This is a genomic window from Streptomyces sp. NPDC025618 (assembly GCF_055558795.1).
In genome coordinates this window covers 251,339-276,054 of record NZ_JBVHLW010000001.1, presented here as the reverse complement: position 1 = coordinate 276,054, position 24,716 = coordinate 251,339, and the positions used below count along the sequence as shown (strand labels likewise).

Here is a 24,716-nt window from a genome sequence, read left to right as displayed (position 1 = left end):
ATGCCGGGGTGCGGCCTCCCGGTGGGATCCTTCTTCGGCCGCGACCGCCGCCGGGCGCGCGGGCGCCGCCCGGCGGTCAGCCCATGGTCAGGACGACCAGAGCCGCCGTCGCCGAGGTCTCCGCGAGGGCCCCGAAAACATCGCCCGTCACTCCGCCGAAGCGGCGTACGCAGTGCCGTAGCAGCAGCTCACCCGCCATGAGGGCGAGCGCCACCGCGACCCCCGCGCGCAGCGCTCCGCATGGCCCGGCCTGCCACCCCGCGGCCGCGGCCGCGCAGCTCACCAGCGCCGCCACCGCCACCGCGGACCGGGTCCGTACGACGCCAGCCACGGCCGCGCCCAGTCCCTCGGGCCGTGCCGCCGGGACGCCGGTCCGACAGGCGAGGGTCAGCGAGCAGCGGGCGGCGAGGGCGGCCGTGGCGGCCGCGAGCGCGCCGCGGGCCGGGGACGCGGCGTAGAGCGAGGCGAGCGCCGCCACCTGGCCGAGGAGGGCCAGCAGCAGGGTGACGACGCCGAAGGGCCCGATGTCGGAGCGCTTCATGACGCGCAGCGCGTCCTGTGCGGGCTTGCCGCTGCCCAGGCCGTCGGCGACGTCCGCGAGGCCGTCCAGGTGGAGGGCGCGGGTGAGGACGGCGGGCACCGCGACCGTGGCCACGGCCGCGACCGGCGCGCCCGTGCCGAGCAGCAGGAACAGCAGCCCCGCCGCACCCGCGGCGACGCCCACGGCCAGCCCCGCCAGCGGCGCCGCGAGCATGCCGCCGCGCGCCGCCGCCCGGTCCCAGCGGGAGACCCGCACGGGCAGGACGGTCAGGGTGCCGAAGGCGAACCGGAGCGCCTCGCCGGGGGTCGCGTGAGCTGAAGTCGTGTCGGTCATCGCGGGCACCCTATCCCGCCCCCTGAGCGCAGTAGGTTTGCTGGTGAGAGGCGTTCGGGAGCGGGAGATCCATGGGGCACTGGTGGGCGCGCAACATTGTCGAACCGGGCAAGTTGCCCCTGCTGCTCGCGCTGACCGCCTTCGTCATGACGTTCCTGGTGACCCGGGTGATCACCCGGCTGATCCGGGCGGGCCGGGGCCCCTTCCGCAACATCAGCCCCGGCGGTCTGCATGTGCACCATGTGGTGCCCGGCATCGTCCTGATGGTCGTCGGCGGCTTCGGAGCGGTCGCGGAGGGCCGGCACGGCTTCGGCGCCTCGGTCTCCGCCGTCCTCTTCGGCACCGGCGCCGGGCTGGTGCTGGACGAGTTCGCGCTCGTCCTGCACCTGGACGACGTCTACTGGACGGAGCAGGGCCGCAAGAGCGTCGAGGTCGTGGTGATGACGGCGGCCCTGGTCGGGCTGGTGCTCTCCGGCTTCCTGCCGTTCGGCGTCAACGAGCTGACCCCGGACGAGCTCCAGAACCGCAGCATCGTGATCACCAACTTCGTGACCAACTTCGTGATCGCCCTCTTCGCCCTCGCCAAGGGCAAGCCGCGGATCGCCGTGATCGGCTGTGTGGTGCCGCTGGTGGCCCTGGTCGGCGCGGTGCGGCTGGCCCGGCCCGGGTCACCGTGGGCCCGGCGCTTCTACCGCCACCGCCCACGGGCCCGCCGCAGGGCCCGGGTGCGCGCCTACCGCCACGACGCGCGGTGGGCCGCCGTGCGCAACCGTCTCCACGATCTGCTCGCGGGCGCCCCGGACCGCTGACCGACGGCCTCCTCGTACGCGTCCGCGCCCGGCTTGCGCCGCCTGCGCACCTCGTCGGCGACGCACAGCACGAGCATCGCCAGGACCGCCGCTATGTGCTCCTTGCCCGCCAGGTTGGGCTTGATCAGGGCCTCCCCGACCATGGCCAGCACCACCGTGGCGCAGGTGAACCAGGCCCGGTAGCGCCAGGAGACGTACACCGCGAGCCCGACCACCGCGGCCGAGGGCCCGGTGTCGATGATCTTGGCCGCGTCGGGCGGCAGGCCGAGGACGGAGTCCGGGCCGATGTGGATGGCCAGCCGCGCGTACATCGTCCCGGCGAGCGTGGCGACGTACGCGATGGCGAGTGTGCGCCACTTGCCCAGGCAGATCTCCGCGATGCCGAAGACCAGCAGGATCTGGGCCAGCGCGCCCCACACCGGCAGGTCCAGCGCGGGGACGAACAGCGACAGCGGGGTTCGCAGCAGCGCCAGCCACCAGGGCAGCCGCGCCTGCACGGAGCCCAGCTTCTGCACCGGCTGGAAGCCCCAGGACTGGTTCTGCACCAGCTGGAAGACCGAGGTCAGGACCACGGCCGTGAGCGTCATCGGGACCGCGCGCAGCTTCCCGCGCGCCAGGGCCCGCCGGACGGTGCCGACGAGCGGTCCCCATTCGGTATACGCGGCGCGACGCAGCGCCGCGCGGTTCATCGCGAGCTCTCCAGGTGCTTGCGGTTGAGCCACTTCGGCAGCCCCGGAGCCTCCAGGAAGCCCTCGGCCCGGGCGCTCGCGATCCCGATCCGCAGCAGATCGCTGCTCTTCTCGAACAGCATGAAACGAGGTTCCCAGATGGGGCGGTACTTCGCATTTGCTCGGTAGAGCGACTCGATCTGCCACCAGCGGGAGAAGAAGCTCAGCAGCGAGCGCCAGATCCGCAGCACCGGGCCCGCGCCCAGCCGCGAGCCCCGCTCGAAGACGGACCGGAACATCGCGAAGTTCAGCGACACCTGGGTGATGCCGAGCCCCTTGGCCTGCTGGAGCAGCTCGATGACCATGAACTCCATCAGGCCGTTCTCGGAGTCCCGGTCCCGCCGCATCAGGTCCAGCGACAGGCCCTTGGGGCCCCACGGCACGAAGCTCAGCAGCGCCCGCAGCTCGCCGTTCCCGTCGTGGCACTCCAGCATCACGCAGCGGCCGTCACCGGGGTCGCCGAGCCGGCCCAGCGCCATGGAGAAGCCGCGCTCGGTGGCCCCGTCGCGCCAGTCGTCGGCGCGCCGCAGCAGCTCGGCCATCTCCGCCTCGGGGATGTCCTCGTGGCGCCTGATGGTGACGCTGTAACCGGCGCGCTTGACCCGGTTGTACGCCTGCCGCACGGTCCGCATCGCGCGCCCGTCGAGCGTGAACTCGCCGGTGTCCACGATGGCCTCGTCACCGATCTCCAGGGCGTTCAGGCCGTGCCGGGCGTAGATGGTGCCGCCCTCCTCGCTCGCGCCCATCACCGCCGGGCTCCAGCCGTGCTCGCGGGCCTCGGTCAGCCAGGGCTCGATGGCACCGGGCCACGCCTCGGGGTCGCCGATCGGATCGCCGGAGGCCAGGGAGACCCCGCCGACCACGCGATAGGTGACCGCCGCCTTGCCGCTGGGCGACCAGATGACGCTCTTCTCGCGGCGCAGCGCGAAATAGCCGAGCGAGTCCCGGTCGCCGTGCCTGGCCAGCAGGGCGCGCAGCCGCTCCTCGTCCTCGCCGGTGAGCGGGTCGGTGGCGCGCCGGGCGCGGAAGGCCGCGTACACCACGAGCAGCAGCAGGGCCGTGCTCATGACGTTGATGAAGACGTTCACCCAGCTGGGCGTGGAGACGCCCGGATAGCGCTCCTCGTCCACGGAGATCGAGATCAGCCGCATGAAGCCGTAGAGCCAGCGGTCCCAGAAGGTGGAGCGCGCGGCGTCGGCGGCCTCGTTGGTGGCCGTCACCAGCAGCCCGGCGATCAGCGAGGTGACCAGCAGGCCGCCCGCCGCGACGAGCGTGGCGAGGCGGGGGTTGGCGCGGTCGCCCTTGGCGTAGAACTCGCGGCGGCCCGTGATCAGCGCGGCCACGAAGAGACCGGTCATCACCAGGGAGAACCAGTTCAGGCCGTGCCTGCTGAACTCCGGATCGGTCATGAGCAGCGCCATGAAGACCAGGAACAGCCCGGACAGCACCAGATTGAGGATCCACGAGGCGCGCTTGCGCCGGCGCAGGGTGACCGCCATGACGAACGACCACAGCGCCGACGCGAAGCCCGCCGTCAGCAGATACGGGGTGAAGAACTCGTCGACGTTGTGCCGCCGGATGTCCGCCCCGAACGACACCCATACCGCGCTGAGCAGATTGACGAACGTGACCACGCGCAGATACCACACGGCGAACGTGGCGGAACGTCGCGGCCAGACACCGCCGGCCGGCGTTCCCTCATCCGGAGTCAAGCGAGCTTCTCCCATGAAAAGTGAGCATATGGGGCACCTTCTACGGTGGAATTCCGGCGTCGGACGGACCCCTGGTCACCCAGGCCCCTCAGTCACGCTCCGGGAGTTCCGCCGCCAGGGCCGCGGCCGCCTGCACCAATGGCAGTGCGAGCAGCGCCCCTGTCCCCTCGCCCACTGTGACGCCATGATCGAGCAAAGGGTTGAGAGCCATCCGGTCGAGCGCCTTCGCCTGGGCCGGATCGCCGCTCGACTGCCCGGCGAGCCACCAGTCCGGCGCCCGGAACGCCACCCGCTGCGCCACGAGCGCGCACGCCGCCGAGACCACCCCGTCGAGGATGACCGGCGTCCGGCGCACCGCGCTCTGCAGCAGGAAGCCCGTGGCCGCGGCGAGGTCCGCGCCGCCGGTCGCCGCCAGCAGCTGGAGCTGGTCGCCCAGCACCGGGCGGGCCCGGCGCAGCGCGTCCCGGATCGCGGCGCACTTGCGCATCCACGCCAGGTCGTCGATGCCCGCGCCGCCCCGGCCGGTCACCACGGAGGCGTCCGTGCCGCACAGCGCGCCGATCAGGGTGCCCGCCGCGGTGGTGCCGCCCACGCTGAGGTCGCCCAGGACCACCAGGTCGGTGCCCGAGTCGGCCTCCTCGTCGGCGATCGCCATGCCCGCGCGGAACGCCGCCTCGGCCTCCTCGGCCGTCAGCGCGTCCTCGACGTCGATCCGGCCCGAGCCACGGCGCACGCGGTACCGCGTGACGTCCTCGGGCAGCTCCGCCGGGTCGCAGTCCACCGACATGTCGACGACGCGCAGCCGCGCCCCGGCCCGCCGCGCCAGGACCGCGCCGGTGCTCCGCCCGTCCAGGGCCGCCCGTACGAGCTCGTGGGCGCCCCCCTTCGGGCCCGCCGAGACGCCCAGCTCGGCGACGCCGTGGTCGCCCGCGAACAGCAGCGCCGTGACCCGCTCGACCGGCTTGACCGGTACCGAGCCCTGCGCCGCGGCGAGCCACTCGCCCAGCTCGTCCAGCCGGCCCAGGGCCCCCGGGCGGGGCGCGAGGCGCTCCCGCCGTGCTTCGGCATCCCTGCGGACGCCGGGGTCGGGGCGCTCGATCAGGGTGGCGAAGTCATCAAGATTCAGACCGCTCATCCGCGCAACACTACCCGTGGGGGCGGGGGGTATCCCTGTGGGTGCGCCACGCTTTCCCGCCACCGCCCCGGAGTTCGCGCCGCGGCCGCCGCCGGGCGGGCCGGCGGGAAGGCTCCCGGTCCAGGTCAGCGCAGAGGCAGCGCCTGTCCCGCCACCACCAGCACCACCTGCTCGCACTCGCCCGCGACCGCCGCGTTGAGCCGGCCCAGCGCGTCGCGGAAGCGGCGGCCCGAGGCGGTCGCGGGGACGACGCCCGAGCCCACCTCGTTGCTGACGGCCACCACCGTGCGGGACGTCGCGCGCAGGGCCGCCACCAGGGCGTCCACCCGGGCGGCGAGCGCGGCGGAGCCGCCGTTGGACCACGTCGCGTCGTCCCAGGCGCCGACGGAGTCCATCGCGTCCGTCAGCCACAGCGAGAGGCAGTCGATCAGCAGCGGAGGGCCGTCGGCGGCCAGCAGCGGGACGAGGTCGCAGGTCTCCGCCGTACGCCAGGAACCCGGGCGGCGCTCGCGGTGCAGGGCCACCCGGGCCGCCCAGTCGGCGTCGCCCTCGCGCGTGCCGCCGGTGGCCACGTACAGCACGTCGGGGAAGGACTCCAGCCGCCGCTCCGCCTCCACCGACTTGCCCGACCGGGCGCCGCCCAGGACGAGCGTCCGGCGCGGCAGGTCCGGCACCGCGTGGTAGTCGCCGACGACCAGCGTCGTGCCGTCCGGCACGGCCCGCGCGCCCGCGGCGGCCAGCCGCCGGTGCAGCTCGCGGCCCGGCGGCACGTCGTGGTCGAGGTGGACGGCGAGCACGTCGGTCGTCGCGGCGACCGCGCCCGCGCCGCGCAGCCGGGCCAGCGCGTCGGGCCGCCCGGTGACGTCGAGCAGCACCATGTCGTACGGCTTCGCCCCCACCGGCCCGGCCGGGGCGCCGCCCGGCGGGAGGTAGAGCAGGCGCTCGCCTTCGGGAGACGTCACCTCGTAGCCGGTGCCCGGGGAGTCCAGGGCCATCGCCCGCACCTTGTGCCCGCTGATCAGCGACAGCTCGCGCCCGTCGGGGACCCGCACCGGCGCGGGCAGCCCGGCCGGGAACTCCACCGAGGGCCCGTCGTGCGGGTGCGAGAGCAGCACCTGCCGCACCCCCGCGATCGACCGCCCCGCCCGCGCGGCCGCGAAGGCCGGGCCCGGGGTGAGGTCCAGGAGCAGCGCCCCGTCGACGAGCAGCGCCGTCGCGGCCCGCGCGTCGTCGCCGACGGCGGTGGCGCACGACGCGCAGGGGCAGGCGGGGCGCGGCAGCCCGTCGGGGGCTCCGGTGCCGAGCAGAGTCAGTTCCACGCACTGATCGTCTCGCGTCCGCCGGGCACGGGCGCGCGGGGCTCACCCCTTCGCCGCGCTTCGTGGCCCGGGCGTGGACGGAGCGGTGCGGAAGGGGCGTACAAGATCTGCCGCACACGGCCTAGGCTGCGCTGCACAGCACATGGACTTGCGGTTCGGCTAGCGAAGGCCCAGGAGGCGGACATGGCGTGGGTGTGGCGGTTCGAGAAGGCCGACGGGACGGAGACGTCGCCCTCGGTGGAGCCGGAGGACTTCACTACGCAAGGGGACGCGGAGTCCTGGATCGGCGAGGTCTGGAAGGACCTCCTCGACGGCGGGGCCGAGCAGGTCACGCTGTTCGAGGACGGCACGGAGATCTACCGGATGAGCCTGCGGGCGGCCGTCGACGGCTGACATCCGGGCCCGGCACCCCGCGGGGTGCCGGGCCGCGGGTCACATCTCGCCCAGGGTCACGTTCGCCGTGTGCTCCGAGCCGTCCCGGTCGTACGTCACGTCGGCCCGGTCGCCCGGCTTGAGCGCCGCGAGGGCCTCGGTCAGCGACTGCATGGTCGTGATCGGGCTCTTGTTCACCCGCGTGATGATGTCGCCGGCCTTCAGACCCGCCTTGTCGGCGGCGCCGCCCCGGGTGACGGAGACGACCGCGACCCCGGCCGGCGCGAAGTCCTGGCCGACGATGGTCCGCGCGGTGATGCCCAGCGCGGCCCGGCCGGAGTCGGTGACCTTGCCGCTTCTGACGATCTGCCCGGCGATGGTGCGCACCGTCGCGGCGGGGATCGCGAAGCCGATGCCGGGCGCGGCGCCCTGCCCCAGCTCCGGGTCGGTGGCGGCCAGCGTCGGGATGCCGATGACCTGACCGGCGAGGTTCACGAGGGCGCCGCCGCTGTTGCCGGGGTTGATGGCCGCGGACGTCTGCACCATGTTGGAGATCGTCGCGCCCGTGCCGCCCCCGCCGCGGCCCTCGCTGACCGTGCGGCCCACGGCTGAGACGATGCCCTGGGTGACGCTGCTGGACAGCCCGAGGGGGTTGCCCATGGCCAGCACGATCTGGCCGACCTCGACCTTGGCGGAGTCGCCGAGCGTGGCGGGCTTGATGTTCTTCGGCACGCTGTCGAGCTGCACGACGGCGAGGTCCTGCTCGGGGTAGCTGGAGACGAGCCGGGCGCCGACGGCGTCACCGCCGGTGGCCAGGGTGACCTTGAAGCTCGTGGCGTCCCCGACGACGTGCGCGTTGGTGACGACGTGCCCCTTGTCGTCGTAGACGACCCCGGAGCCGAGGCCCTCGCCGGTGGTGATCTGCACGACGGACGGAAGGACGTCCTTGACGACCTTCTCGTACGCGGCCTGGAGATCCCCGGCGGCACCGGCGGCCGCGGGGGCGGCGGACGAGGCCGTCGAGGGGGCCGGGGAGGTCGAGGTGCGCGAGGCGGAGCACCCGGCGAGGAGAGCGGCGGCGCAGGCCGCGGCGGTCAGGGGGAGGAGGATCCGGCGGGAGCGGGCAGGTGCGCGTGAACCGTCCATATCCGGAGTATCACGGCCGGGGCCGCCGGTGTCCCGGCCGATGAGGCAACGGGGGCGGATGTGGGACAGGAGCCCGGCCCCGGGCGCCTGTCACCCGGAAACCGAGCCCGGCCTGCTTCGAGCCCCGCAGGATCGCGAAGATCCCGGGCCTGCCTCAAGCCCCGCACGATCGCGAAGATCCCCGGTCTGCCTCATCCCCGTACGCCGCACAGATGCAGCAGCGCCGCCACCGCGCGGTAGGGGTCCGTCCGCCCCGCCCGGTCCTCCGCCGCCAGCAGGCGGTGCAGCTCCGTGCCGGACGGCGGCGCGGCCGCGTCCGGGGCCCGGTCGGTGAAGACCCGCACGCCGTACCACGCGTGGAGCGGCGCCCCGATGCCCGCGAGGGTCGCGGTCAGGGTCTCCAGCCGGTCCGCGCGCACGTCCAGGCCGAGGCGGTTGGTGTAGGCGGGCGAGTCGAAGGCCGCCAGCGCGGTCTCCCAGTCACCGCCCAGCCCGGGGCGCATCGCCAGCGCGTCGGCGTTCCGCACGACCAGGGACAGCAGGCCGCCGGGCGCGAGCACCCGGGCCAGCCCGGCGAGCATCGGATCGGGCTCCGGCACGTACATCAGGACGCCGTGGCACAGCACGACGTCGAACGCGCCGGGCAGGAAGTGCGCGCCGGTGTCCCGGCCGTCGCCCTCGATGACCCGCACCCGCTCCTGGATGCCCTCCGGCTCGGCGGTCAGCGCCTGCCGGACCGCGGCCACCATCCGCGGGTCGGACTCCAGGCCGGTCACCTCGTGACCGGCGCGGGCCAGCCGCAGCGCCTGGGTGCCCTGGCCGAGGCCGACGTCCAGGACGCGCAGCCGGCGGCCCACCGGGAAGCGGGCCGCTATCTGTTCGTCGAGCTGGCGCGCCACCAGCTCCTGGCGGACGGTGTTCCGGATCCCCCCGAGCCCTCGTAGCCAGGCGTCGGCGCCACCGCCGAAGCCGGCCGTGAGGGCGCCGCCGGTCAGGGCTTCGCCCCGCGCTTGACCATGGGCTTGGGCAGGCGGAGCCGGCGGATCTGGAGCGTGCGCATCAGGCCGTAGGGCACGGCGCCGCGCAGGTTCTCACCCGGGAAGCGCTGCTTGAGCGCGCGCCGCAGGGTGATGCCCGTGATCACGGAGTTGATGACGATGAGGAGGATGACGACCATCCAGGCGAGCAGCACGTACGCCTGGAAGGAGCCGCGGTTGACCATGCTCATGATGAGGATGATCACGGCGAGAGGGAGGAAGAACTCCGCCACCGAATAGCGCGCGTCCACGAAGTCGCGCGCGAAGCGGCGGATCGGGCCCTTGTCGCGGGCCGGCAGGAACCGCTCGTCGCCGTTGGCGAGGGCCTCGCGCTGCTTGGCCAGGTCCACGCGGCGCGCCTCGCGGGCGCGCTTGGCGGCGTCCTTGCGATTGGTGGGAGTGCTGGCCAGGCTGCGGCGCTGCGAGGTGGCCTCGCTGCGCTTGGGGGTCGGGCGGCCCTTCGGGGCCTGCGGGTCACGGGGCTGCTGAGACCGGTCCGCGCTCGCCTTGGCGGCTGCGGCCTGCTCATCCTTGGAAGTGGAACGGCTTCGGAACACGAAACCCAAGGGTACGGGGTGCGGCCTGCGGGTCACCGGCCGCAGGGGGAACGATCCGGCAACGGCGGCGCGTTCACCGTACGGGGCGGGGGCGGGGCACACCCCTGGCACCCCGGCGTCCGCGTACTCCTTGCGCCGGAGAGCGGCGGCCTCCTGATCGTCCTGGAGGAGGAGCGCATCGGCGCCCGAACAGTGCGGTAATGGAAGCGGGCCCCGTACTGTGGGTTCTGCAAGATGTGCTGGAGTTCGTAGTCCGTCAGAAGGGGGCGCCCGAGGCCCATGAGCGGTGTCATGAAGCGTATGGGAATGATTTTCCGCGCGAAGGCCAACAAGGCCCTGGACCGGGCCGAGGATCCGCGCGAGACCCTCGACTACTCGTACCAGAAGCAGCTCGAACTGCTGCAGAAGGTGCGCCGCGGAGTGGCGGACGTCGCCACCTCCCGCAAGCGCCTGGAGCTCCAGCTCAACCAGCTCCAGGGCCAGTCCACCAAGCTGGAGGACCAGGGCCGCAAGGCGCTCGCGCTCGGCCGTGAGGATCTGGCGCGCGAGGCGCTCTCCCGGCGGGCCGCGCTCCAGCAGCAGGTCAGCGACCTGGAGACGCAGCACTCCACGCTCCAGGGCGAGGAGGAGAAGCTGACGCTCGCCGCGCAGCGCCTCCAGGCCAAGGTCGACGCCTTCCGCACCAAGAAGGAGACGATCAAGGCCACCTACACCGCCGCCCAGGCCCAGACCCGCATCGGCGAGGCGTTCTCCGGCATCTCCGAGGAGATGGGCGACGTCGGCATGGCCATCCAGCGCGCCGAGGACAAGACGCAGCAGATGCAGGCCCGCGCCGGTGCCATCGACGAGCTGCTCGCCTCGGGCGCCCTCGACGACCCCACCGGCACCGCCAAGGACGACATCACCGCCGAGCTGGACCGCCTCTCCGGCGGCTCGGACGTGGAGCTGGAGCTCCAGCGGATGAAGGCCGAGCTCGCGGGCGGCACCAGCGGCGGGCAGCAGGCCATCGAGGGCGGCACCGGCGGTCAGGCGCAGCAGGCGCAGCCGCAGGAGCGGCCGCGCTTCGACAAGCAGTGACCGGGTAAGGATCGGCAGTGAGTCAGCAGGCACCGGACCGAGGGAGACCGTCATGATCGTGCGGATCATGGGGGAGGGGCAGGTGAAGCTGGCCGACAGCCACTTCACCGAGCTGAACAGGCTGGACGACGAGCTGCTCGCCGAGATGGAGAGCGGTGACGAGGAGGGCTTCCGCCGCACCCTCGGCGCCCTGCTCGACGCCGTGCGCGACCTCGGCGAGCCCCTGCCCGACGACGCCCTGGAGCCCTCGGAGCTCATCCTCCCCGCGCCCGACGCCTCGCTTGACGAGGTCAGGCAGATGCTGAGCGACGACGGTCTCATTCCCGGCTGACACCACCGGCCGCGCCCCGGCCGGCCCCGCACACTCCAGCACCCGCGGCGCCCCCTCCCCCCTGTGGGGCGGGGGCGCGGCCGGTTTCCACCGGTGCGCCCGCGCGGCGCGAGGGCGCCGTGAGACCCTCCTGATGGGACCCGATGACCTCTCTCGCCGTCACCGGTCTGGCCCGCCCCCGCGGCTGGCTGCGCGCCCACCCGCTCGCCGCCGACGCGCTGCTGGCCGCCGCCACCCTCGCGACCGTCCTCATCGGCTCGCTCGTCAACCGCCGCTCCGGCACCCTGCCCCCGCCCGGCCCCGGCTTCATCGTGCTGAGCGTCCTGGCCTGCGCCTGCCTCGTGGCCCGCCGGAGGGTCCCCAGGACGGTGCTCTGCGCGACCTCCGCGCTCACCCTCGTCGAGGTCGTCACCGGCAGCGACGACCTGCCGCGCACCCAGATCGCGGTGGCCGTCGTCGTCGCCCTCTACACCGTCGCGTCCCGCACCGAGCGGCCCGCCGCCTGGCGCATCGCCGCCCTCACGGTCGCCCTGCTCGGGGGCATCGTGGTGCTCTCCGGAGTGCCGCCCTGGTACTCGCAGGAGAACCTCGGCCTCCTCGCCTGGACCGGCCTCGCGGCCGCCGCGGGCGACGCCGTCCGCAGCCGGCGCGCCTACATCGCGGCGATCGAGGAGCGGGCCGTACGCGCGGAGCGCACCCGCGAGGAGGAGGCCCGGCGCCGCGTCGCCGAGGAACGGCTGCGGATCGCCCGCGAGCTCCATGACGTCGTCGCCCACCACATCGCCCTCGTCAACGTCCAGGCGGGAGTGGCCTCGCACATCATGGACAGCCGCCCCGACCAGGCCAAGGAGGCCCTCGCGCACGTCCGCGAGGCCAGCCGCTCGGCCCTTTCGGAGCTGCGCGCCACGGTCGGCCTGCTGCGGCAGTACGGCGACCCCGAGGCGCCCACGGAACCGGCCCCCGGCCTCGCCGTCCTCGGCCCCCTCGTCGACGGCTTCGCCCGCGCGGGCCTGCGCGTCGACGTCAGCGCGGCCTCGGACCTCCCCGGCGGCCCCGGCACCACCACGGACGCGGCGCGGGCGGCGGCCGTCATCGGCAAGCTGCCCGCCGCCGTCGACCTGGCCGCCTACCGCGTGCTCCAGGAGGCGCTGACCAACGTCCGGAAGCACGCGGGACCGGGCGCCCACGCCGAGGTCGGTCTCGTACGCGACGCGGACTCCCTCCTCGTCGTCGTCCAGGACGACGGCGGCGACCCGGCCCCTGAACCGGGCGGCACCGACCGGGCCCCCGGCGGCCACGGCCTGGTCGGCATGAAGGAGCGCGCCTGCGCCCTGGGCGGCACGTGCGAGGCGGGCCCGAGGGACGGCGCCCCCGGCTTCCGGGTCCGCGTCCGGCTGCCGATCGGCGTGGCGGGAGAACGCGCCTAGGCTGAGCCCATGCCTGACGAGCCGCCCGCAGAAGCCATACGCGTCCTCCTCGCCGACGACCAGGCGCTGTTGCGCAGCGCCTTCCGGGTGCTGGTGAACTCCGAGCCCGACATGACCGTGGTGGGAGAGGCGGCGGACGGCGCGGAGGCCGTCGAGCTGGCCCGCCGCCACCTCCCGGACGTCGTCCTGATGGACATCCGCATGCCCGGCACGGACGGCCTCGCGGCCACCCGCGCGATCTGCTCCGACCCCGCCCTCTCGAAGGTGCGGGTGGTGATGCTGACGACCTTCGAGGTCGACGAGTACGTGGTGCGGTCGCTGCGCGCGGGCGCCTCCGGCTTCCTCGGCAAGGGCGCGGAGCCGGACGAGCTGCTGTCGGCGATCCGGATCACCAGAGCGGGGGAGTCGCTGCTGTCACCGGCCGCGACGAAGGGCCTCATTGCGAAGTTCCTGGCCCAGGGCGACCCCGAGCCGTGGCACGAAGGGGATCCGGCGGCGACCCGCCTCGACGCCCTGACCGGCCGGGAGCGGGAGGTGCTGGTGCAGGTGGCCGGCGGGCTGTCGAACGACGAGATCGGCGAGCGGCTCGCTGTCAGCCCGCTGACGGTGAAGACGCATGTGAACCGGGCGATGGCCAAGCTGGGGGCTCGTGACCGGGCCCAATTGGTGGTCATCGCTTACGAGTCGGGGCTGGTGCGGCCGCGGACGGATTAGCTCATGGGGGGCAAGCCCCCAGCCCCCCGCAACACGCTTCGCGCGTTGTCTTCGAACGCCGGACGGGCTGATCTGTTGTCCGGAACGGACCCTGAACGTCCCCGGCACCCACCACAAACCCAAGCCCGGCCGGCGTTTGAGGGCACCCGAACCCCAGCCACACACAACCCGCACCCGACAAAAACCGCCGCCTACGGCAACGAAAGCATCCGCTCCAGCGCCAGCCGGGAGAACGCCGCCACCTCCGCGTCGACCTCGATGCGGTTGACGACCTTGCCGTCCGCCAGCGACTCCAGCGCCCACACCAGGTGCGGCAGATCGATCCGGTTCATCGTCGAGCAGAAGCAGACCGTCTTGTCGAGGAAGACGATCTCCTTGCCCTCATCGGCGAAGCGGTTCGCCAGGCGGCGTACGAGGTTGAGCTCCGTGCCGATGGCCCACTTGGAGCCGGCCGGGGCGGCCTCCAGCGTCTTGATGATGTATTCCGTCGAACCGACGTAGTCCGCCGCGGCCACGACCTCGTGCTTGCACTCGGGGTGCACCAGCACATTGACGCCGGGGATGCGCTCGCGCACGTCGCGCACGGAGTCCAGCGAGAAGCGGCCGTGCACGGAGCAGTGCCCGCGCCACAGGATCATCTTCGCGTCCCGCAGCTGCTCGGGGGTCAGCCCGCCGTTCGGCCGGTGCGGGTTGTAGACCACGCAGTCGTCCAGGGACATGCCGAGGTCCCGGACGGCGGTGTTGCGGCCGAGGTGCTGGTCGGGCAGGAAGAGCACCTTCTCGCCCTGCTCGAAGGCCCAGTTCAGGGCGCGCTCGGCGTTGGAGGAGGTGCAGATCGTGCCGCCGTGCTTGCCGGTGAACGCCTTGATGTCGGCGGAGGAGTTCATGTACGAGACGGGGACGGTCACCTCGGCGACGCCCGCCTCGGTCAGCACGTCCCAGCACTCCGCGACCTGCTCGGCGGTGGCCATGTCGGCCATCGAGCACCCGGCGGCCAGGTCCGGCAGGACGACCTGCTGGGCGTCGGTGGTGAGGATGTCCGCGGACTCGGCCATGAAGTGGACGCCGCAGAAGACGATGTACTCCGCGTCGGGCCGGGCGGCCGCGTCGCGCGCGAGCTTGAAGGAGTCCCCGGTGACGTCCGCGAACTCGATGACCTCGTCGCGCTGGTAGTGGTGCCCCAGCACGAAGACCTTGTCGCCGAGCCTGGCCTTGGCCGCCCGGGCGCGCTCGACGAGGTCCGGGTCGGACGGCGCCGGCAGGTCGCCCGGACATTCCACGCCGCGTTCGCTCCTGGGGTCGGCCTCGCGGCCGAGCAGCAGGAGCGCGAGGGGGGTGGGCTGGACATCCAAGGGTTGGGCGGTGGTCACGACACGCACCCTTTCTGTTCCGCTGACGGCCCTGAACGGCCTTGTCGTCAATTTGACGCTATCTATCATAACCGCTTCACGTCACTTTGACGATGCCCATAGTGTCGATGTGACGCATTCCCGATCGGGCGCGCGGTGTGCGAGCATGAAAGACGAGAAGTGACATGCCAGGCCCGGAATGAATCCGGGAGACCGGCGGTTGCAGCCGAGGGCAAGCAGTCCGCACAAAACCCGGGAGTGAAGCAGATGTCCGTTCAGGACGAGAAGACCACTGTGAGCGACGGCATCCTCCTGTCCGATGCCGCGGCCGCCAAGGTCAAGGCTCTGCTGGAGCAGGAAGGCCGGGAGGACCTCGCCCTGCGTGTGGCCGTCCAGCCCGGTGGCTGCTCCGGTCTGCGCTACCAGCTCTTCTTCGACGAGCGCTCGCTCGACGGCGATGTCGTCAAGGACTTCGACGGTGTCAAGGTCGTCACCGACCGCATGAGCGCCCCGTACCTGGGCGGCGCCTCCATCGACTTCGTCGACACCATCGAGAAGCAGGGCTTCACGATCGACAACCCCAACGCCACGGGCTCCTGCGCCTGCGGCGACTCCTTCAGCTAGGCGGGCCGGCCGCCCCCGGCGCGGCCCGGCACCACGCGTGAAGGCGGCGCCCCCCGGGAGGGGGCGCCGCCTTCGGCGTTCCCGCGGCCTACTTCCCCTGGGTGGCCTCCGGCACGGTCTCACCCGTGACCGCGTCCACCACCTTCCGCCCGTCCAGCGGGCGGTCCAGCGTCACCGTCCGGTCGAAGCGCTCCGCCATCATCACGCACATCCGGCCGGGCTGCTTCTCCGTGCCGGTGACCTTCACCGTCACCGCGTCCTTCGACTGCTCGGCCGACACCGCGTAGGTGTCGCACACCCCGCCCCAGAAGTGCAGGACGAGCTTCGTGCCGTCCTGGTCGTAGCCGAAGACGCGCACCGCGGTCGTCCGGGGCGTGCCCGTCGCCGGAGGGCCGGACGGCGCCGAGGGCGCGGTGGACGGCGCCGTGAGGAACTTCGGGTCCACCGCGGGCTGGACGACCGGCACCGTGACGTCCTTGTCCGTGGCCCCCGCCATCCGCACCTGGAAGACCCACGACGGCACCAGCGTCTCCCGCCCCCGCACGTACAGCTGGGCGAGCGCGAACGAGGCGCTGTGGACCACCGCGGGCTCCCCGCCCGGCTTGGCGGACGCCGGCGGGCAGGGCGTGGTGGGGTAGTCCGGCGTGGCGGGCACGGCCGTCGCGCAGCCGCCGACGGCCACCGGCTGCCCCGGGCCGCTGTGCTTGTTGAGCTCCTTCAGCGCCTCGGTCGCGTTGATCAGCGGATACTCGGCGCCCTTCTTCGGGGTCTCCAACTGCCCGGCGCCCTTGACCAGTTGCGCGTCCGAACCGACCTCCAGCGTCGTCTGCCGCCCGTACGTGGGCGTGCCGTCCACCACCGGTTCGGCGCGCACCGCCCGAACCGCCCCGAAGGTCTGGTGGGCGTCGAGCTTCGCGTCGGACTGGCCGAGGGCCTTCAGCACGGGCGCCGCGGCGTTCTTCGCCCTCTCCTGCGTCACCGCCCGCGCGTCACCGGGCGCGATGCCCCTGTACTGCGGGCAGTTCATGGAAGGGGAGTCGCCGGAAGGGGAGTTCCCGGAGGGCGAGGCGAGAGACTTGTCCAGGCCCTTGTCCGCGCTCTCCCGCGGACCCGCGCCCGGCGGGTGCATACAGCCGCCGCCCGGCGAGCCGTACCGCGAGAACGACCAGTCGCCCGGCCCCTGTTGCTTCACCTGGAGCGTCGGCTCGTCGGAACCGGGCGCGCCGCCGACCCGCCACACGCCCCCTTCGAGCCGGGGCGCGCCCTGCACCGACAGGGCCTTGGCCAGTGCCGCCACCCGGTCCTTGCCGACCTGGTCCCCGGGCGGGTACACCGCCGCCTTCCGTGGACCCTCCGGCAACTGCCCCTCCGCGCGGTAGCGCACGCCGTTGGGGTCCGGCTCGCCCACCGCGATGCCCTGCGAGGAACCGCCGCCCGTGCGATAGCCGTCCAGCGCCAGGGGCGGGGGAGAGCCGTCGCCGCCCGGCCCGCCGGACGCCTTGGAGTCCCCGTCCGAGGCGGTCGACGCCCAGTACGCGCCGCCGCCACCGGCCAGCAGCACCGCCGCCGCCACCGACGCCACCGCCAGCCGCGGGTGCTTCCGCCGGCCCTTGGGGTCCGGGGTGCGATCGGCGGGACCACTGCTGTCCGGTGTGCCGCCTTCGGTGCTCACCACATCGCTCCTTCGCTCCGCTCAATGTCCGTACTGCCTGGTCCCCCGAGAAGAGGACGCCGCTTGGACGGAGCGGAGGAGCGAGCGGTTCCACCAGTGCTCAGTCGCCGTACTCCGACATGGCGTCGAGCAGCCGGGCGGACCGCGCGGGCACCGACACCCCGTGGATCCGTGAGGGCGGCACGGGAGCGACGGTCGCGGCCGCCTTGGACGTCGCCCAGTGCGGGGCCATCCGGGCACAGAGCCCGCGCAGCTCCTCCAGCGACTCGGGGTCGCACTCGGTCTCGGGGAGAGTGACGTGCTTCACAGGGTTCGGCATACCGGCACCGTACGCACCATGGAGCACACCGAGAAAGGGCTACTATTAGGTAATTTTGTCCCTTCGGTGGCTTGATTCACCCCCCTGGGACCGGGGCGGGACCCGGTAGCGTGGTGTGGCTTTTCCCGTTTTCCCGTTCGCCCAGCCTTGCCGCCATGTTCACCTCGCCCCGCAGGAGCAGACCCGCCGTGCGTATCGCTGTCACCGGCTCCATCGCCACCGACCACCTGATGACTTTCCCCGGCCGTTTCGCCGATCAGCTCGTGGCGGACCAGCTGCACACCGTCTCCCTCTCCTTCCTCGTCGACGAACTGGACGTGCGCCGCGGTGGCGTCGGCCCCAACATCTGCTTCGGCATGGGCCTCCTCGGCCTGCGCCCCGTCCTCGTCGGCGCCGCCGGCCAGGACTTCGCCGAGTACCGCGCCTGGCTCGACCGGCACGGCGTCGACACCGCCTCCGTCCGCATCTCCGAGGTCCTGCACACCGCGCGCTTCGTCTGCACGACGGACACCGACCACAACCAGATCGCGTCCTTCTACACCGGCGCGATGAGCGAGGCCCGCCAGATCGAGCTCCAGCCGGTCGCGGACCGCGTCGGCGGCCTGGACCTCGTCCTCATCGGCGCGGACGACCCCGAGGCGATGCTCCGCCACACCGAGGAGTGCCGCACCCGCGGCATCCCCTTCGCCGCCGACCCCTCCCAGCAGCTCGCCCGCCTGGAGGGCGACGACATCCGCCAGCTGGTCGACGGCGCGGCCTACCTCTTCACCAACGAGTACGAGAAGGCCCTCATCGAGTCCAAGACCGGCTGGTCGGCGGACGAGATCCTGGCCAAGGTCGGCACCCGCGTCACCACGCTGGGCGCGCGGGGCGTGCGCATCGAGCGCGCCGGCGAGCCGGCCATCGAGGTCGGCTGCGCCCAGGAGGAGGCCAAGGTCGACCCGACCGGCGTCGGCGACGCCTTCCGCGCGGGCTTCCTCGCGGGCGTCACCTGGGAGCTCTCCCTGGAGCGCGCGGCCCAGCTCGGCTGCATGCTGGCCACGCTCGTCATCGAGACGCTGGGCACGCAGGAGTACGAGCTGCGCCGCGGCCACTTCATGGAGCGCTTCACCAAGGCGTACGGCGAGGACGCCGCCGCCGAGGTGAAGGCCCGCCTGGCCTGAGGCCGCCCGGGAGGCCCCGTGCCGCGGCACGGGGCCTCCCGGCTACGAGCTCCGGCGCACCGTGTAGGCGACCCCGCCCTCCACCGGCCGCTCGCCCACGTACTCCTGCTCCCGCATGGCACACCACGCCGGCACGTCGAGCCGGGCCGCCTCGTCGTCGGACAGCACCGTGACCAGCCCGCCCACCGGCACCCCCGGGAACGCCTTCGCCAGCTCGATCACCGGGACCGGGCACCGCTTGCCGAGCGCGTCGACCACCAGCTCCGTCGTCCCCCCGGCCGGAACCGCCGCCTCCGTCGGGGCGCCCAGCTGCTCCCGTACCGACGCCACCACCCCGGGCAGCACCTCCAGGAACCGCTCGACGTCCTCCTCGGCGGTGCCCGTCGGCAGCGAGAGCCGGACGTTGCCCTCCGACAGCACCCCCATCGCCCGCAGCACATGGCTGGGCGTCAGCGTGCTGGACGTGCACGAGGAACCGGACGACACGGAGAACCCGGCCCGGTCCAGGGCGTGCAGCAGGCTCTCGCCGTCCACATAGAGGCACGAGAACGTGACCAGGTGCGGCAGCCGCCGCTCGGGGGCGCCGACGACCTCCACGTCCCGTACGAGCTCCGGCACCCGCGCCCGGACGCGGTCCACCAGCGCCCGCAGCCGGGTCCCTTCGGCCGCCGCCTCCGCCTGCACGGCCCGCAGCGAGGCCGCCGCCGCCACGATCGCCGGGAGGTCCGGGAAACCGGGGGCGCGCCCCGACTCCCGCTCGTCCGCCGGTCCCTGGGCCGCGAACCGCACCCCCTTGCGCACGGCCAGCAGCCCCACGCCCGAGGGCCCGCCCCACTTGTGCGCGCTGGCCGTGAGCAGGGACCAGCCGCCTCCGACGCGCCCCCAGCCGAGCGACTGCGCCGCGTCCACGAGCAACGGCACGCCCGCCGCCCGGCACTCCTCGGCCACCTCGGCCACCGGCTGCTCCGTGCCCACCTCGTGGTTGGCGGACTGGAGGGCGGCGAGCGCGGTGTCCGCCCGCAGGGCCGCCGCGTACGCGCCCGGCGCCACCCGCCCCGTGCGGTCCACCGGTACTTCGGTGCAGGTGCCGCCGGCCGCTTCGAGCACCGCGGCCGACTGGAGTACGGCGGAGTGCTCCACCGCGGACACCACCAGATGGCGGCCGACGCGGCGCCGTCCCGCGAGGGCGCCGGCGATGCCGTCGTGCAGCGCGCGGGTCCCCGAAGGGGTGAACACCAGCTCGTCCGGCCGGCAGCCCACGGCGTCCGCGGCGGCCTCGCGCGCGGCGTCCAGCAGCAGGCGGGCCCGCCGCCCCTCGCGGTAGAGCCGGGCGGGGTCGGCCCACCCCTCGTCGAGCGAGGCCAACAGGGCCTGGCGGGCCACGGGGTGCAGGGGCGCGGCGGAAGCGGCGTCGAAGTAGGGCACGCCTTTACGCTAACGCGGCCCGTCGCGGCCGGGCCCGTCGCCGGGGGACCCCCCGCCGCGGGTGCCGCGGGCCGCCGACCCGCCCGGTCGGCCCACTCGTGATCCACGCGTCGGACGGCTTCTCCGCGGCGGCCGCTCGCGCGCCGGAGACCCACTCCATCGCGTGACCTCACCGCGCGTCGGACGGGTCTGCTGACGGTCTTCCAGATACCCTCCGGACGCCGAGATTCCATCCCTTCGGGGAGTGACCCGGCGCGTTGGGCACCCTCCCCGCGCGACCCCAAATAGCGTCCAGTAGGGTTTGGTCCGCATAAACATCCAAACCCCTGCCCGCAGCGGGCCGGCGACCGACCAGCAGACGGCCGCAGCCGGCCGCACGGGCGAGACTCTCGGGAAGGCGCTACGTGAGTCCCAACGGCTCCGACCGCTCGTCGCGGCGCCCGGTGCGGCGGAAGCTGCTGCAGGCGCTGGCCGCGGGCGCTGTCCTGGCGACCGCCTCCGGTTGCACATATAAGGACTTCCCCCGCCTCGGAATGCCCACTCCCGTCACGGAAGAGGCCCCGAGGATCCTCTCCCTGTGGCAGGGCTCTTGGGCCGCCGCCCTCGTGGTCGGCGTCCTGGTGTGGGGCCTGATCATCTGGAGCGTCATCTTCCACCGGCGTAGCCGGACGAAGGTGCAGATCCCCACGCAAACCCGGTACAACATGCCCATCGAGGCGCTGTACACCGCGGTTCCGATCATCATCGTCTCGGTGTTCTTCTACTTCACCGCGCGCGATGAGAACAAGCTTCTGACCAACCCTGAGAAGCCGAAGCACCTCATCAACGTGGTGGGCTTCCAGTGGAGCTGGGCGTTCAACTACATGGAGAACGTCGACGGCAACACGGCCACCCCCGCGCAGCCGCTCCGTGACAACAAGGAGCTGGCGGCGATTCCCGACCGGTTCCTGAAGAAGGCACCGCAGGGCGCGGAGGGTGTGTACGAGGTCGGTACCCCCGGTGAGCGGAACCCGCAGAACGGCAACCCGGGCCCGACCCTGTGGCTGCCCAAGGGTGAGACGGTGGAGTTCGTCCTGACCTCGCGGGACGTCATCCACTCCTTCTGGGTGGTGCCGTTCCTCATGAAGCAGGACGTCATCCCGGGGCACACCAACAGCTTCACGGTGACCCCGAACAAGGAGGGCACCTTCTTCGGCAAGTGTGCCGAGCTCTGCGGCCAGGACCACTCCCGCATGCTCTTCAATGTCAAGGTCGTCTCCCCTGAGCGCTACCAGCAGCATCTGAAGGATCTTGCGAAGAAGGGCCAGACCGGCTACCAGCCGGCGGGCATCGCGCAGACGGATCACGCGAAGAACGCGGAGACCAAGAACAAGTGAGCATCCTCAACGAACCCCAGGGTGCCGCCGCCGCGACAGCCACGGCAGCACCACCCGTACGCCAGAAGCAGCCCGGTAATCAGGTGATCAAGTGGCTCACCACCACTGACCACAAGACCATCGGCACGATGTATCTGGTCACGTCGTTCGCGTTCTTCTGCATCGGCGGCCTGATGGCGCTCCTCATGCGCGCCGAGCTCGCCCGTCCCGGCACGCAGATCATGTCGAACGAGCAGTTCAACCAGGCGTTCACGATGCACGGCACGATCATGCTGCTGATGTTCGCGACGCCCCTGTTCGCCGGTTTCGCGAACTGGATCATGCCGCTCCAGATCGGCGCGCCCGACGTGGCGTTCCCGCGGCTGAACATGTTCGCCTACTGGCTCTACCTCTTCGGCTCGCTGATCGCGGTGGCCGGCTTCCTCACCCCGCAGGGTGCGGCCGACTTCGGCTGGTTCGCCTACTCCCCGCTGTCGGACGCCGTCCGCTCGCCGGGTGTCGGCGCCGACATGTGGATCATGGGTCTGGCCTTCTCCGGCTTCGGCACGATCCTCGGTTCGGTCAACTTCATCACCACGATCATCTGCATGCGCGCCCCGGGCATGACGATGTTCCGCATGCCGATCTTCACCTGGAACGTCCTGCTGACCGGTGTGCTGGTCCTGCTGGCCTTCCCGGTGCTCGCGGCCGCGCTGTTCGCCCTGGAGGCGGACCGTAAATTCGGTGCGCAGATCTTCAACGCGGCCAACGGCGGCTCACTGCTGTGGCAGCACCTCTTCTGGTTCTTCGGCCATCCAGAGGTGTACATCATCGCCCTGCCGTTCTTCGGCATCATCTCCGAGGTCATTCCGGTCTTCAGCCGGAAGCCGATGTTCGGTTACGGCAGCCTCATCGCCGCCACGATCGCCATCGCCGGTCTCTCGGTGACGGTGTGGGCGCACCACATGTATGTGACGGGCGGCGTGCTCCTGCCGTTCTTCTCCTTCATGACCTTCCTGATCGCGGTCCCGACCGGTGTGAAGTTCTTCAACTGGATCGGCACCATGTGGAAGGGCTCGCTCTCCTTCGAGACGCCCATGCTGTGGGCCATCGGCTTCCTGATCACCTTCACCTTCGGTGGTCTGACCGGTGTCATCCTGGCCTCGCCGCCGCTGGACTTCCACGTCTCCGACTCGTACTTCGTGGTGGCGCACTTCCACTACGTGATCTTCGGTACGGTCGTCTTCGCGATGTTCGCCGGCTTCCACTTCTGGTGGCCGAAGTTCACCGGCAAGATGCTGGACGAGCGCCTGGGCAAGATCACCTTCTGGACGCTGTTCGTGGGCTTCCACGGCACGTTCCTGGTGCAGCACTGGCTGGGTGTCGAGGGCATGCCGCGCCGCTACGCCGACTACCTGGCGGCGGACGGCTTCACCACGCTGAACACGATCTCGACGATCAGCTCATTCCTGCTCGGCCTGTCGATCCTGCCGTTCTTCTACAACGTCTGGAAGACCGCCAAGTACGGCAAGAAGGTCGAGGTCGACGACCCGTGGGGTTACGGCCGCTCGCTGGAGTGGGCGACCTCCTGCCCGCCGCCGCGGCACAACTTCCTCACGCTGCCGCGCATCCGCTCCGAGGCCCCGGCCTTCGATCTGCACCACCCGGAGATCGCGGCCCTGGAGCTCGAGGAGAACCTCGCGCACGACAAGGCCCTCGCGGGTGGCAAGGAGGCCGGCAAGTGAAGGTCCAAGGCCGGATGTTCATCTGGCTCTCCGTCTTCGTCCTCGCCATGGCGATCGTCTATGGCGTGTGGTCGAAGGAGCCGGCCGGTACCACCGCGCTGTTCCTGGCCTTCGGCCTGTGCATCATGGTCGGCTACTACCTGGCGTTCACCGCGCGCCGGGTGGACGTCGGCGCCCAGGACAACGTGGACGCCGATGTCGCGGACGACGCCGGTGAGCTGGGCTTCTTCGCCCCGCACAGCTGGCAGCCGCTGGCCCTGGCCGTCGGTGGCGCGCTCGCCTTCATGGGCGTCGTCTTCGGCTGGTGGCTGATGTACTTCTCCGCCCCGGTCATCCTGGTCGGCCTCTTCGGCTGGGTGTTCGAGTTCTACCGCGGCGAGAACGCGAACCAGTAGGTTCCGCCGGACCGCGCACGCCGGGCCCCGCACACCGCAAGGTGTGCGGGGCCCGGTCGCGTTCCGCCCCGGGAGCCCGGGGCGGTGCCACGGACGGAGCAGCGCCGGGCCACCGCCGCAAAAGCACCCGTTCGCAGCATCCCGCAGGCCGTGCCCCCCGTTCCTTCCTACGGTGTGACCATGAGTCACTCACCTCGATGCCGCACGGTGTTCCGGGGGGCCCTGCTGATGGTCTCGCTGGCCCTGGGGGTCTCCGCGTGCGGCGACTCGTCCAACCCGCTGGCCGACAAGCCCTACGACGCGACCGGGCAGGTCATGCTCACCAGCGCCGGTGACGGGGAGAAGGCCGACCCCAGCAAGCCGCTGGAGGTGCGGGCGAGCGGCTCCGACCGGATCACCGACGTCACCGCCACGGACGCCGCCGGGCGCTACGTGCAGGGCGAGCTCGCCCCCGACGGCACCCACTGGCACAGCACCGGCGCCCTGGCGGCCGGCGCCCACTACACGGTGCGGGTGAGCACCGAGGACGAGAACGGCGCTCCAGGGCGCCGGACGATCGGTTTCGACACCAGTGCGGCAGATCGCCTGCTGAGGGTGAGTTTCGGCCCGCAGAGCGGCACCTACGGCGTCGGACAGCCCATCACCGCGGAACTCAGCGCCCCCGTCCAGGACCCCGCCGCCCGGTCGACCATCGAGCGGGCCCTCAAGGTCGACTCCGAGCCCTCCGTGGAGGGCGCCTGGCACTGGGTGGACAACCGCACGCTGCACTACCGGCCCAAGGAGTACTGGCCCGCCCACGCGACCGTGGAGGCCCGCTCCGGCCTGGACGGCATCAAGGTGGGCGGCGGCCTCTACGGAGGGTCCTCCAAGCCCGTCAAGCTCACCATCGGCGACCGCATCGAGGCCATCACCGACGCGGCCGGCCACAGCATGACCGTGCTCCGCAACGGCCAGGAGATCCGGTCCATCCCGGTGACCACCGGCAAGCCCGGCTACGCCACCCGCAACGGGGTCAAGGTGGTCCTCGGCCGCGAATCCTTCGTACGGATGCGCGGCACCAGCATCGGCATCGCCGAGGGCAGCGACGACTCGTACGACCTGCCCGTCTACTGGGCCACCCGGGTCACCTGGAGCGGCGAGTACGTGCACGCCGCCCCCTGGTCCGAGGGGTCGCAGGGCGCCGAGAACGTCAGCCACGGCTGCACCGGCATGAGCACGGAGAACGCCAAGTGGTTCTTCGACACCATCCACCTGGGCGACGTCGTCAAGGTCGTGGGCAGCGCCGGGGCCACCATGACGCCCTTCGACAACGGCTTCGGCGACTGGAACATGTCATGGCAGCAGTGGCGCGAGGGCAGCGCCCTGGCGGCCGGGAAACGCGACGGGAGCAGCCCCGCCGATGCGGCCCGCCTCCGCCCGCGGCTCTAGCCC

At 72.4% G+C, this 24,716-nt stretch carries 24 protein-coding genes; 12 read left to right on the top strand and 12 right to left on the bottom strand.

The features are described from left to right. Positions 1–76: 76 nt before the first annotated feature. Complete coding sequence (locus ACZ4A5_RS01240; protein WP_467576839.1) at positions 77–874, bottom strand: adenosylcobinamide-GDP ribazoletransferase; 798 nt, start codon at positions 872–874, stop codon at positions 77–79. A gap of 71 nt (positions 875–945) precedes the next feature. On the opposite strand from ACZ4A5_RS01240, the gene ACZ4A5_RS01235 reads away from it, so the two are divergent. After that, positions 946–1,683: a hypothetical protein gene (locus ACZ4A5_RS01235; RefSeq protein WP_467576837.1), complete on the top strand. Its 738-nt coding sequence runs from the start codon at positions 946–948 to the stop codon at positions 1,681–1,683. Here ACZ4A5_RS01235 and ACZ4A5_RS01230 read toward each other — a convergent pair. The 4 genes from ACZ4A5_RS01230 to ACZ4A5_RS01215 form a co-directional block, all read right to left on the bottom strand. Further along, positions 1,608–2,372, bottom strand: coding sequence for a hypothetical protein (locus ACZ4A5_RS01230; protein ID WP_467576834.1), 765 nt, complete (start codon positions 2,370–2,372; stop codon positions 1,608–1,610). The genes ACZ4A5_RS01235 and ACZ4A5_RS01230 overlap by 76 nt on opposite strands. Continuing rightward, the gene (locus ACZ4A5_RS01225; RefSeq protein WP_467576831.1) at positions 2,369–4,138 is read right to left on the bottom strand and encodes a phosphatidylglycerol lysyltransferase domain-containing protein; all 1,770 of its coding nucleotides are present in this window, start codon (positions 4,136–4,138) and stop codon (positions 2,369–2,371) included. Before ACZ4A5_RS01225 ends, ACZ4A5_RS01230 begins: the two co-directional genes overlap by 4 nt. A gap of 73 nt (positions 4,139–4,211) precedes the next feature. After that, entirely contained in the window at positions 4,212–5,258 is a 1,047-nt protein-coding gene (locus tag ACZ4A5_RS01220; RefSeq protein WP_467576828.1) for a nicotinate-nucleotide--dimethylbenzimidazole phosphoribosyltransferase, read from the bottom strand. Positions 5,259–5,383: 125 nt separating this feature from the next. Next, entirely contained in the window at positions 5,384–6,577 is a 1,194-nt protein-coding gene (locus ACZ4A5_RS01215; RefSeq protein WP_467576825.1) for a bifunctional adenosylcobinamide kinase/adenosylcobinamide-phosphate guanylyltransferase, read from the bottom strand. 183 nt (positions 6,578–6,760) lie between these two features. Between ACZ4A5_RS01215 and ACZ4A5_RS01210 the strand changes: the two genes are divergently transcribed. Further along, entirely contained in the window at positions 6,761–6,970 is a 210-nt protein-coding gene (locus tag ACZ4A5_RS01210; protein ID WP_398867311.1) for a hypothetical protein, read from the top strand. Between the two features lie 39 nt (positions 6,971–7,009). Here the strand turns inward: ACZ4A5_RS01210 and ACZ4A5_RS01205 are convergent, their stop codons facing one another. The 3 genes from ACZ4A5_RS01205 to ACZ4A5_RS01195 form a co-directional block, all read right to left on the bottom strand. After that, a complete protein-coding gene (locus ACZ4A5_RS01205) occupies positions 7,010–8,095 on the bottom strand; it encodes a S1C family serine protease (protein ID WP_467576822.1) in 1,086 nt (361 codons plus the stop codon). Between the two features lie 191 nt (positions 8,096–8,286). Further along, the gene (locus ACZ4A5_RS01200) at positions 8,287–8,994 is read right to left on the bottom strand and encodes a class I SAM-dependent methyltransferase (RefSeq protein WP_467576820.1); all 708 of its coding nucleotides are present in this window, start codon (positions 8,992–8,994) and stop codon (positions 8,287–8,289) included. Between the two features lie 92 nt (positions 8,995–9,086). Then, complete coding sequence (locus ACZ4A5_RS01195; protein ID WP_467576817.1) at positions 9,087–9,689, bottom strand: DUF3043 domain-containing protein; 603 nt, start codon at positions 9,687–9,689, stop codon at positions 9,087–9,089. 279 nt (positions 9,690–9,968) lie between these two features. Here ACZ4A5_RS01195 and ACZ4A5_RS01190 point away from each other — a divergent pair, with 279 nt between their 5' ends. The 4 genes from ACZ4A5_RS01190 to ACZ4A5_RS01175 all read left to right on the top strand — a co-directional run bounded on the left by ACZ4A5_RS01190 (position 9,969) and on the right by ACZ4A5_RS01175 (position 13,238). Next, entirely contained in the window at positions 9,969–10,766 is a 798-nt protein-coding gene (locus tag ACZ4A5_RS01190; protein WP_467576814.1) for a PspA/IM30 family protein, read from the top strand. Between the two features lie 52 nt (positions 10,767–10,818). Further along, on the top strand, positions 10,819–11,097 hold the full coding sequence (gene pspAA / locus ACZ4A5_RS01185; RefSeq protein ID WP_467576811.1) for a PspA-associated protein PspAA: 279 nt from the start codon (positions 10,819–10,821) through the stop codon (positions 11,095–11,097). A 143-nt stretch (positions 11,098–11,240) separates the two neighbouring features. Further along, on the top strand, positions 11,241–12,524 hold the full coding sequence (locus tag ACZ4A5_RS01180) for a sensor histidine kinase (RefSeq protein ID WP_467576808.1): 1,284 nt from the start codon (positions 11,241–11,243) through the stop codon (positions 12,522–12,524). A gap of 9 nt (positions 12,525–12,533) precedes the next feature. Further along, complete coding sequence (locus ACZ4A5_RS01175; protein WP_467576805.1) at positions 12,534–13,238, top strand: response regulator; 705 nt, start codon at positions 12,534–12,536, stop codon at positions 13,236–13,238. 191 nt (positions 13,239–13,429) lie between these two features. Here the strand turns inward: ACZ4A5_RS01175 and nadA are convergent, their stop codons facing one another. Then, positions 13,430–14,608, bottom strand: coding sequence for a quinolinate synthase NadA (nadA, locus tag ACZ4A5_RS01170; RefSeq protein ID WP_398867303.1), 1,179 nt, complete (start codon positions 14,606–14,608; stop codon positions 13,430–13,432). 246 nt (positions 14,609–14,854) lie between these two features. Here nadA and ACZ4A5_RS01165 point away from each other — a divergent pair, with 246 nt between their 5' ends. Continuing rightward, entirely contained in the window at positions 14,855–15,211 is a 357-nt protein-coding gene (locus ACZ4A5_RS01165) for an iron-sulfur cluster assembly accessory protein (RefSeq protein WP_301887915.1), read from the top strand. Positions 15,212–15,299: 88 nt separating this feature from the next. Here the strand turns inward: ACZ4A5_RS01165 and ACZ4A5_RS01160 are convergent, their stop codons facing one another. Both ACZ4A5_RS01160 and ACZ4A5_RS01155 read right to left on the bottom strand, forming a co-directional pair. Beyond that, positions 15,300–16,883 carry a hypothetical protein gene (locus ACZ4A5_RS01160; RefSeq protein ID WP_467576800.1) on the bottom strand — a complete coding sequence of 528 codons (1,584 nt, stop codon included), beginning with the start codon at positions 16,881–16,883 and terminating at the stop codon, positions 15,300–15,302. 100 nt (positions 16,884–16,983) lie between these two features. After that, entirely contained in the window at positions 16,984–17,202 is a 219-nt protein-coding gene (locus ACZ4A5_RS01155; protein ID WP_467576797.1) for a hypothetical protein, read from the bottom strand. A gap of 188 nt (positions 17,203–17,390) precedes the next feature. Here ACZ4A5_RS01155 and ACZ4A5_RS01150 point away from each other — a divergent pair, with 188 nt between their 5' ends. Further along, a complete protein-coding gene (locus ACZ4A5_RS01150; protein WP_467576795.1) occupies positions 17,391–18,365 on the top strand; it encodes a carbohydrate kinase family protein in 975 nt (324 codons plus the stop codon). Between the two features lie 42 nt (positions 18,366–18,407). On the opposite strand, the gene ACZ4A5_RS01145 is transcribed toward ACZ4A5_RS01150, so the two are convergent. Beyond that, a complete protein-coding gene (locus ACZ4A5_RS01145; protein WP_467576792.1) occupies positions 18,408–19,790 on the bottom strand; it encodes an aminotransferase class V-fold PLP-dependent enzyme in 1,383 nt (460 codons plus the stop codon). Between the two features lie 404 nt (positions 19,791–20,194). Here ACZ4A5_RS01145 and ctaC point away from each other — a divergent pair, with 404 nt between their 5' ends. The 4 genes from ctaC (at position 20,195) to ACZ4A5_RS01125 (ending at position 24,713) form a co-directional block, all read left to right on the top strand. Further along, positions 20,195–21,166 carry an aa3-type cytochrome oxidase subunit II gene (gene ctaC / locus ACZ4A5_RS01140; protein WP_398867298.1) on the top strand — a complete coding sequence of 324 codons (972 nt, stop codon included), beginning with the start codon at positions 20,195–20,197 and terminating at the stop codon, positions 21,164–21,166. After that, entirely contained in the window at positions 21,163–22,890 is a 1,728-nt protein-coding gene (gene ctaD / locus ACZ4A5_RS01135) for an aa3-type cytochrome oxidase subunit I (protein WP_116211307.1), read from the top strand. The genes ctaC and ctaD overlap by 4 nt, the downstream gene beginning before the upstream one ends. Then, the gene (locus ACZ4A5_RS01130; RefSeq protein ID WP_361523352.1) at positions 22,887–23,285 is read left to right on the top strand and encodes a cytochrome c oxidase subunit 4; all 399 of its coding nucleotides are present in this window, start codon (positions 22,887–22,889) and stop codon (positions 23,283–23,285) included. The genes ctaD and ACZ4A5_RS01130 overlap by 4 nt, the downstream gene beginning before the upstream one ends. 180 nt (positions 23,286–23,465) lie before the next feature. Further along, entirely contained in the window at positions 23,466–24,713 is a 1,248-nt protein-coding gene (locus tag ACZ4A5_RS01125) for a L,D-transpeptidase (RefSeq protein ID WP_467576787.1), read from the top strand. Positions 24,714–24,716: the final 3 nt, after the last annotated feature.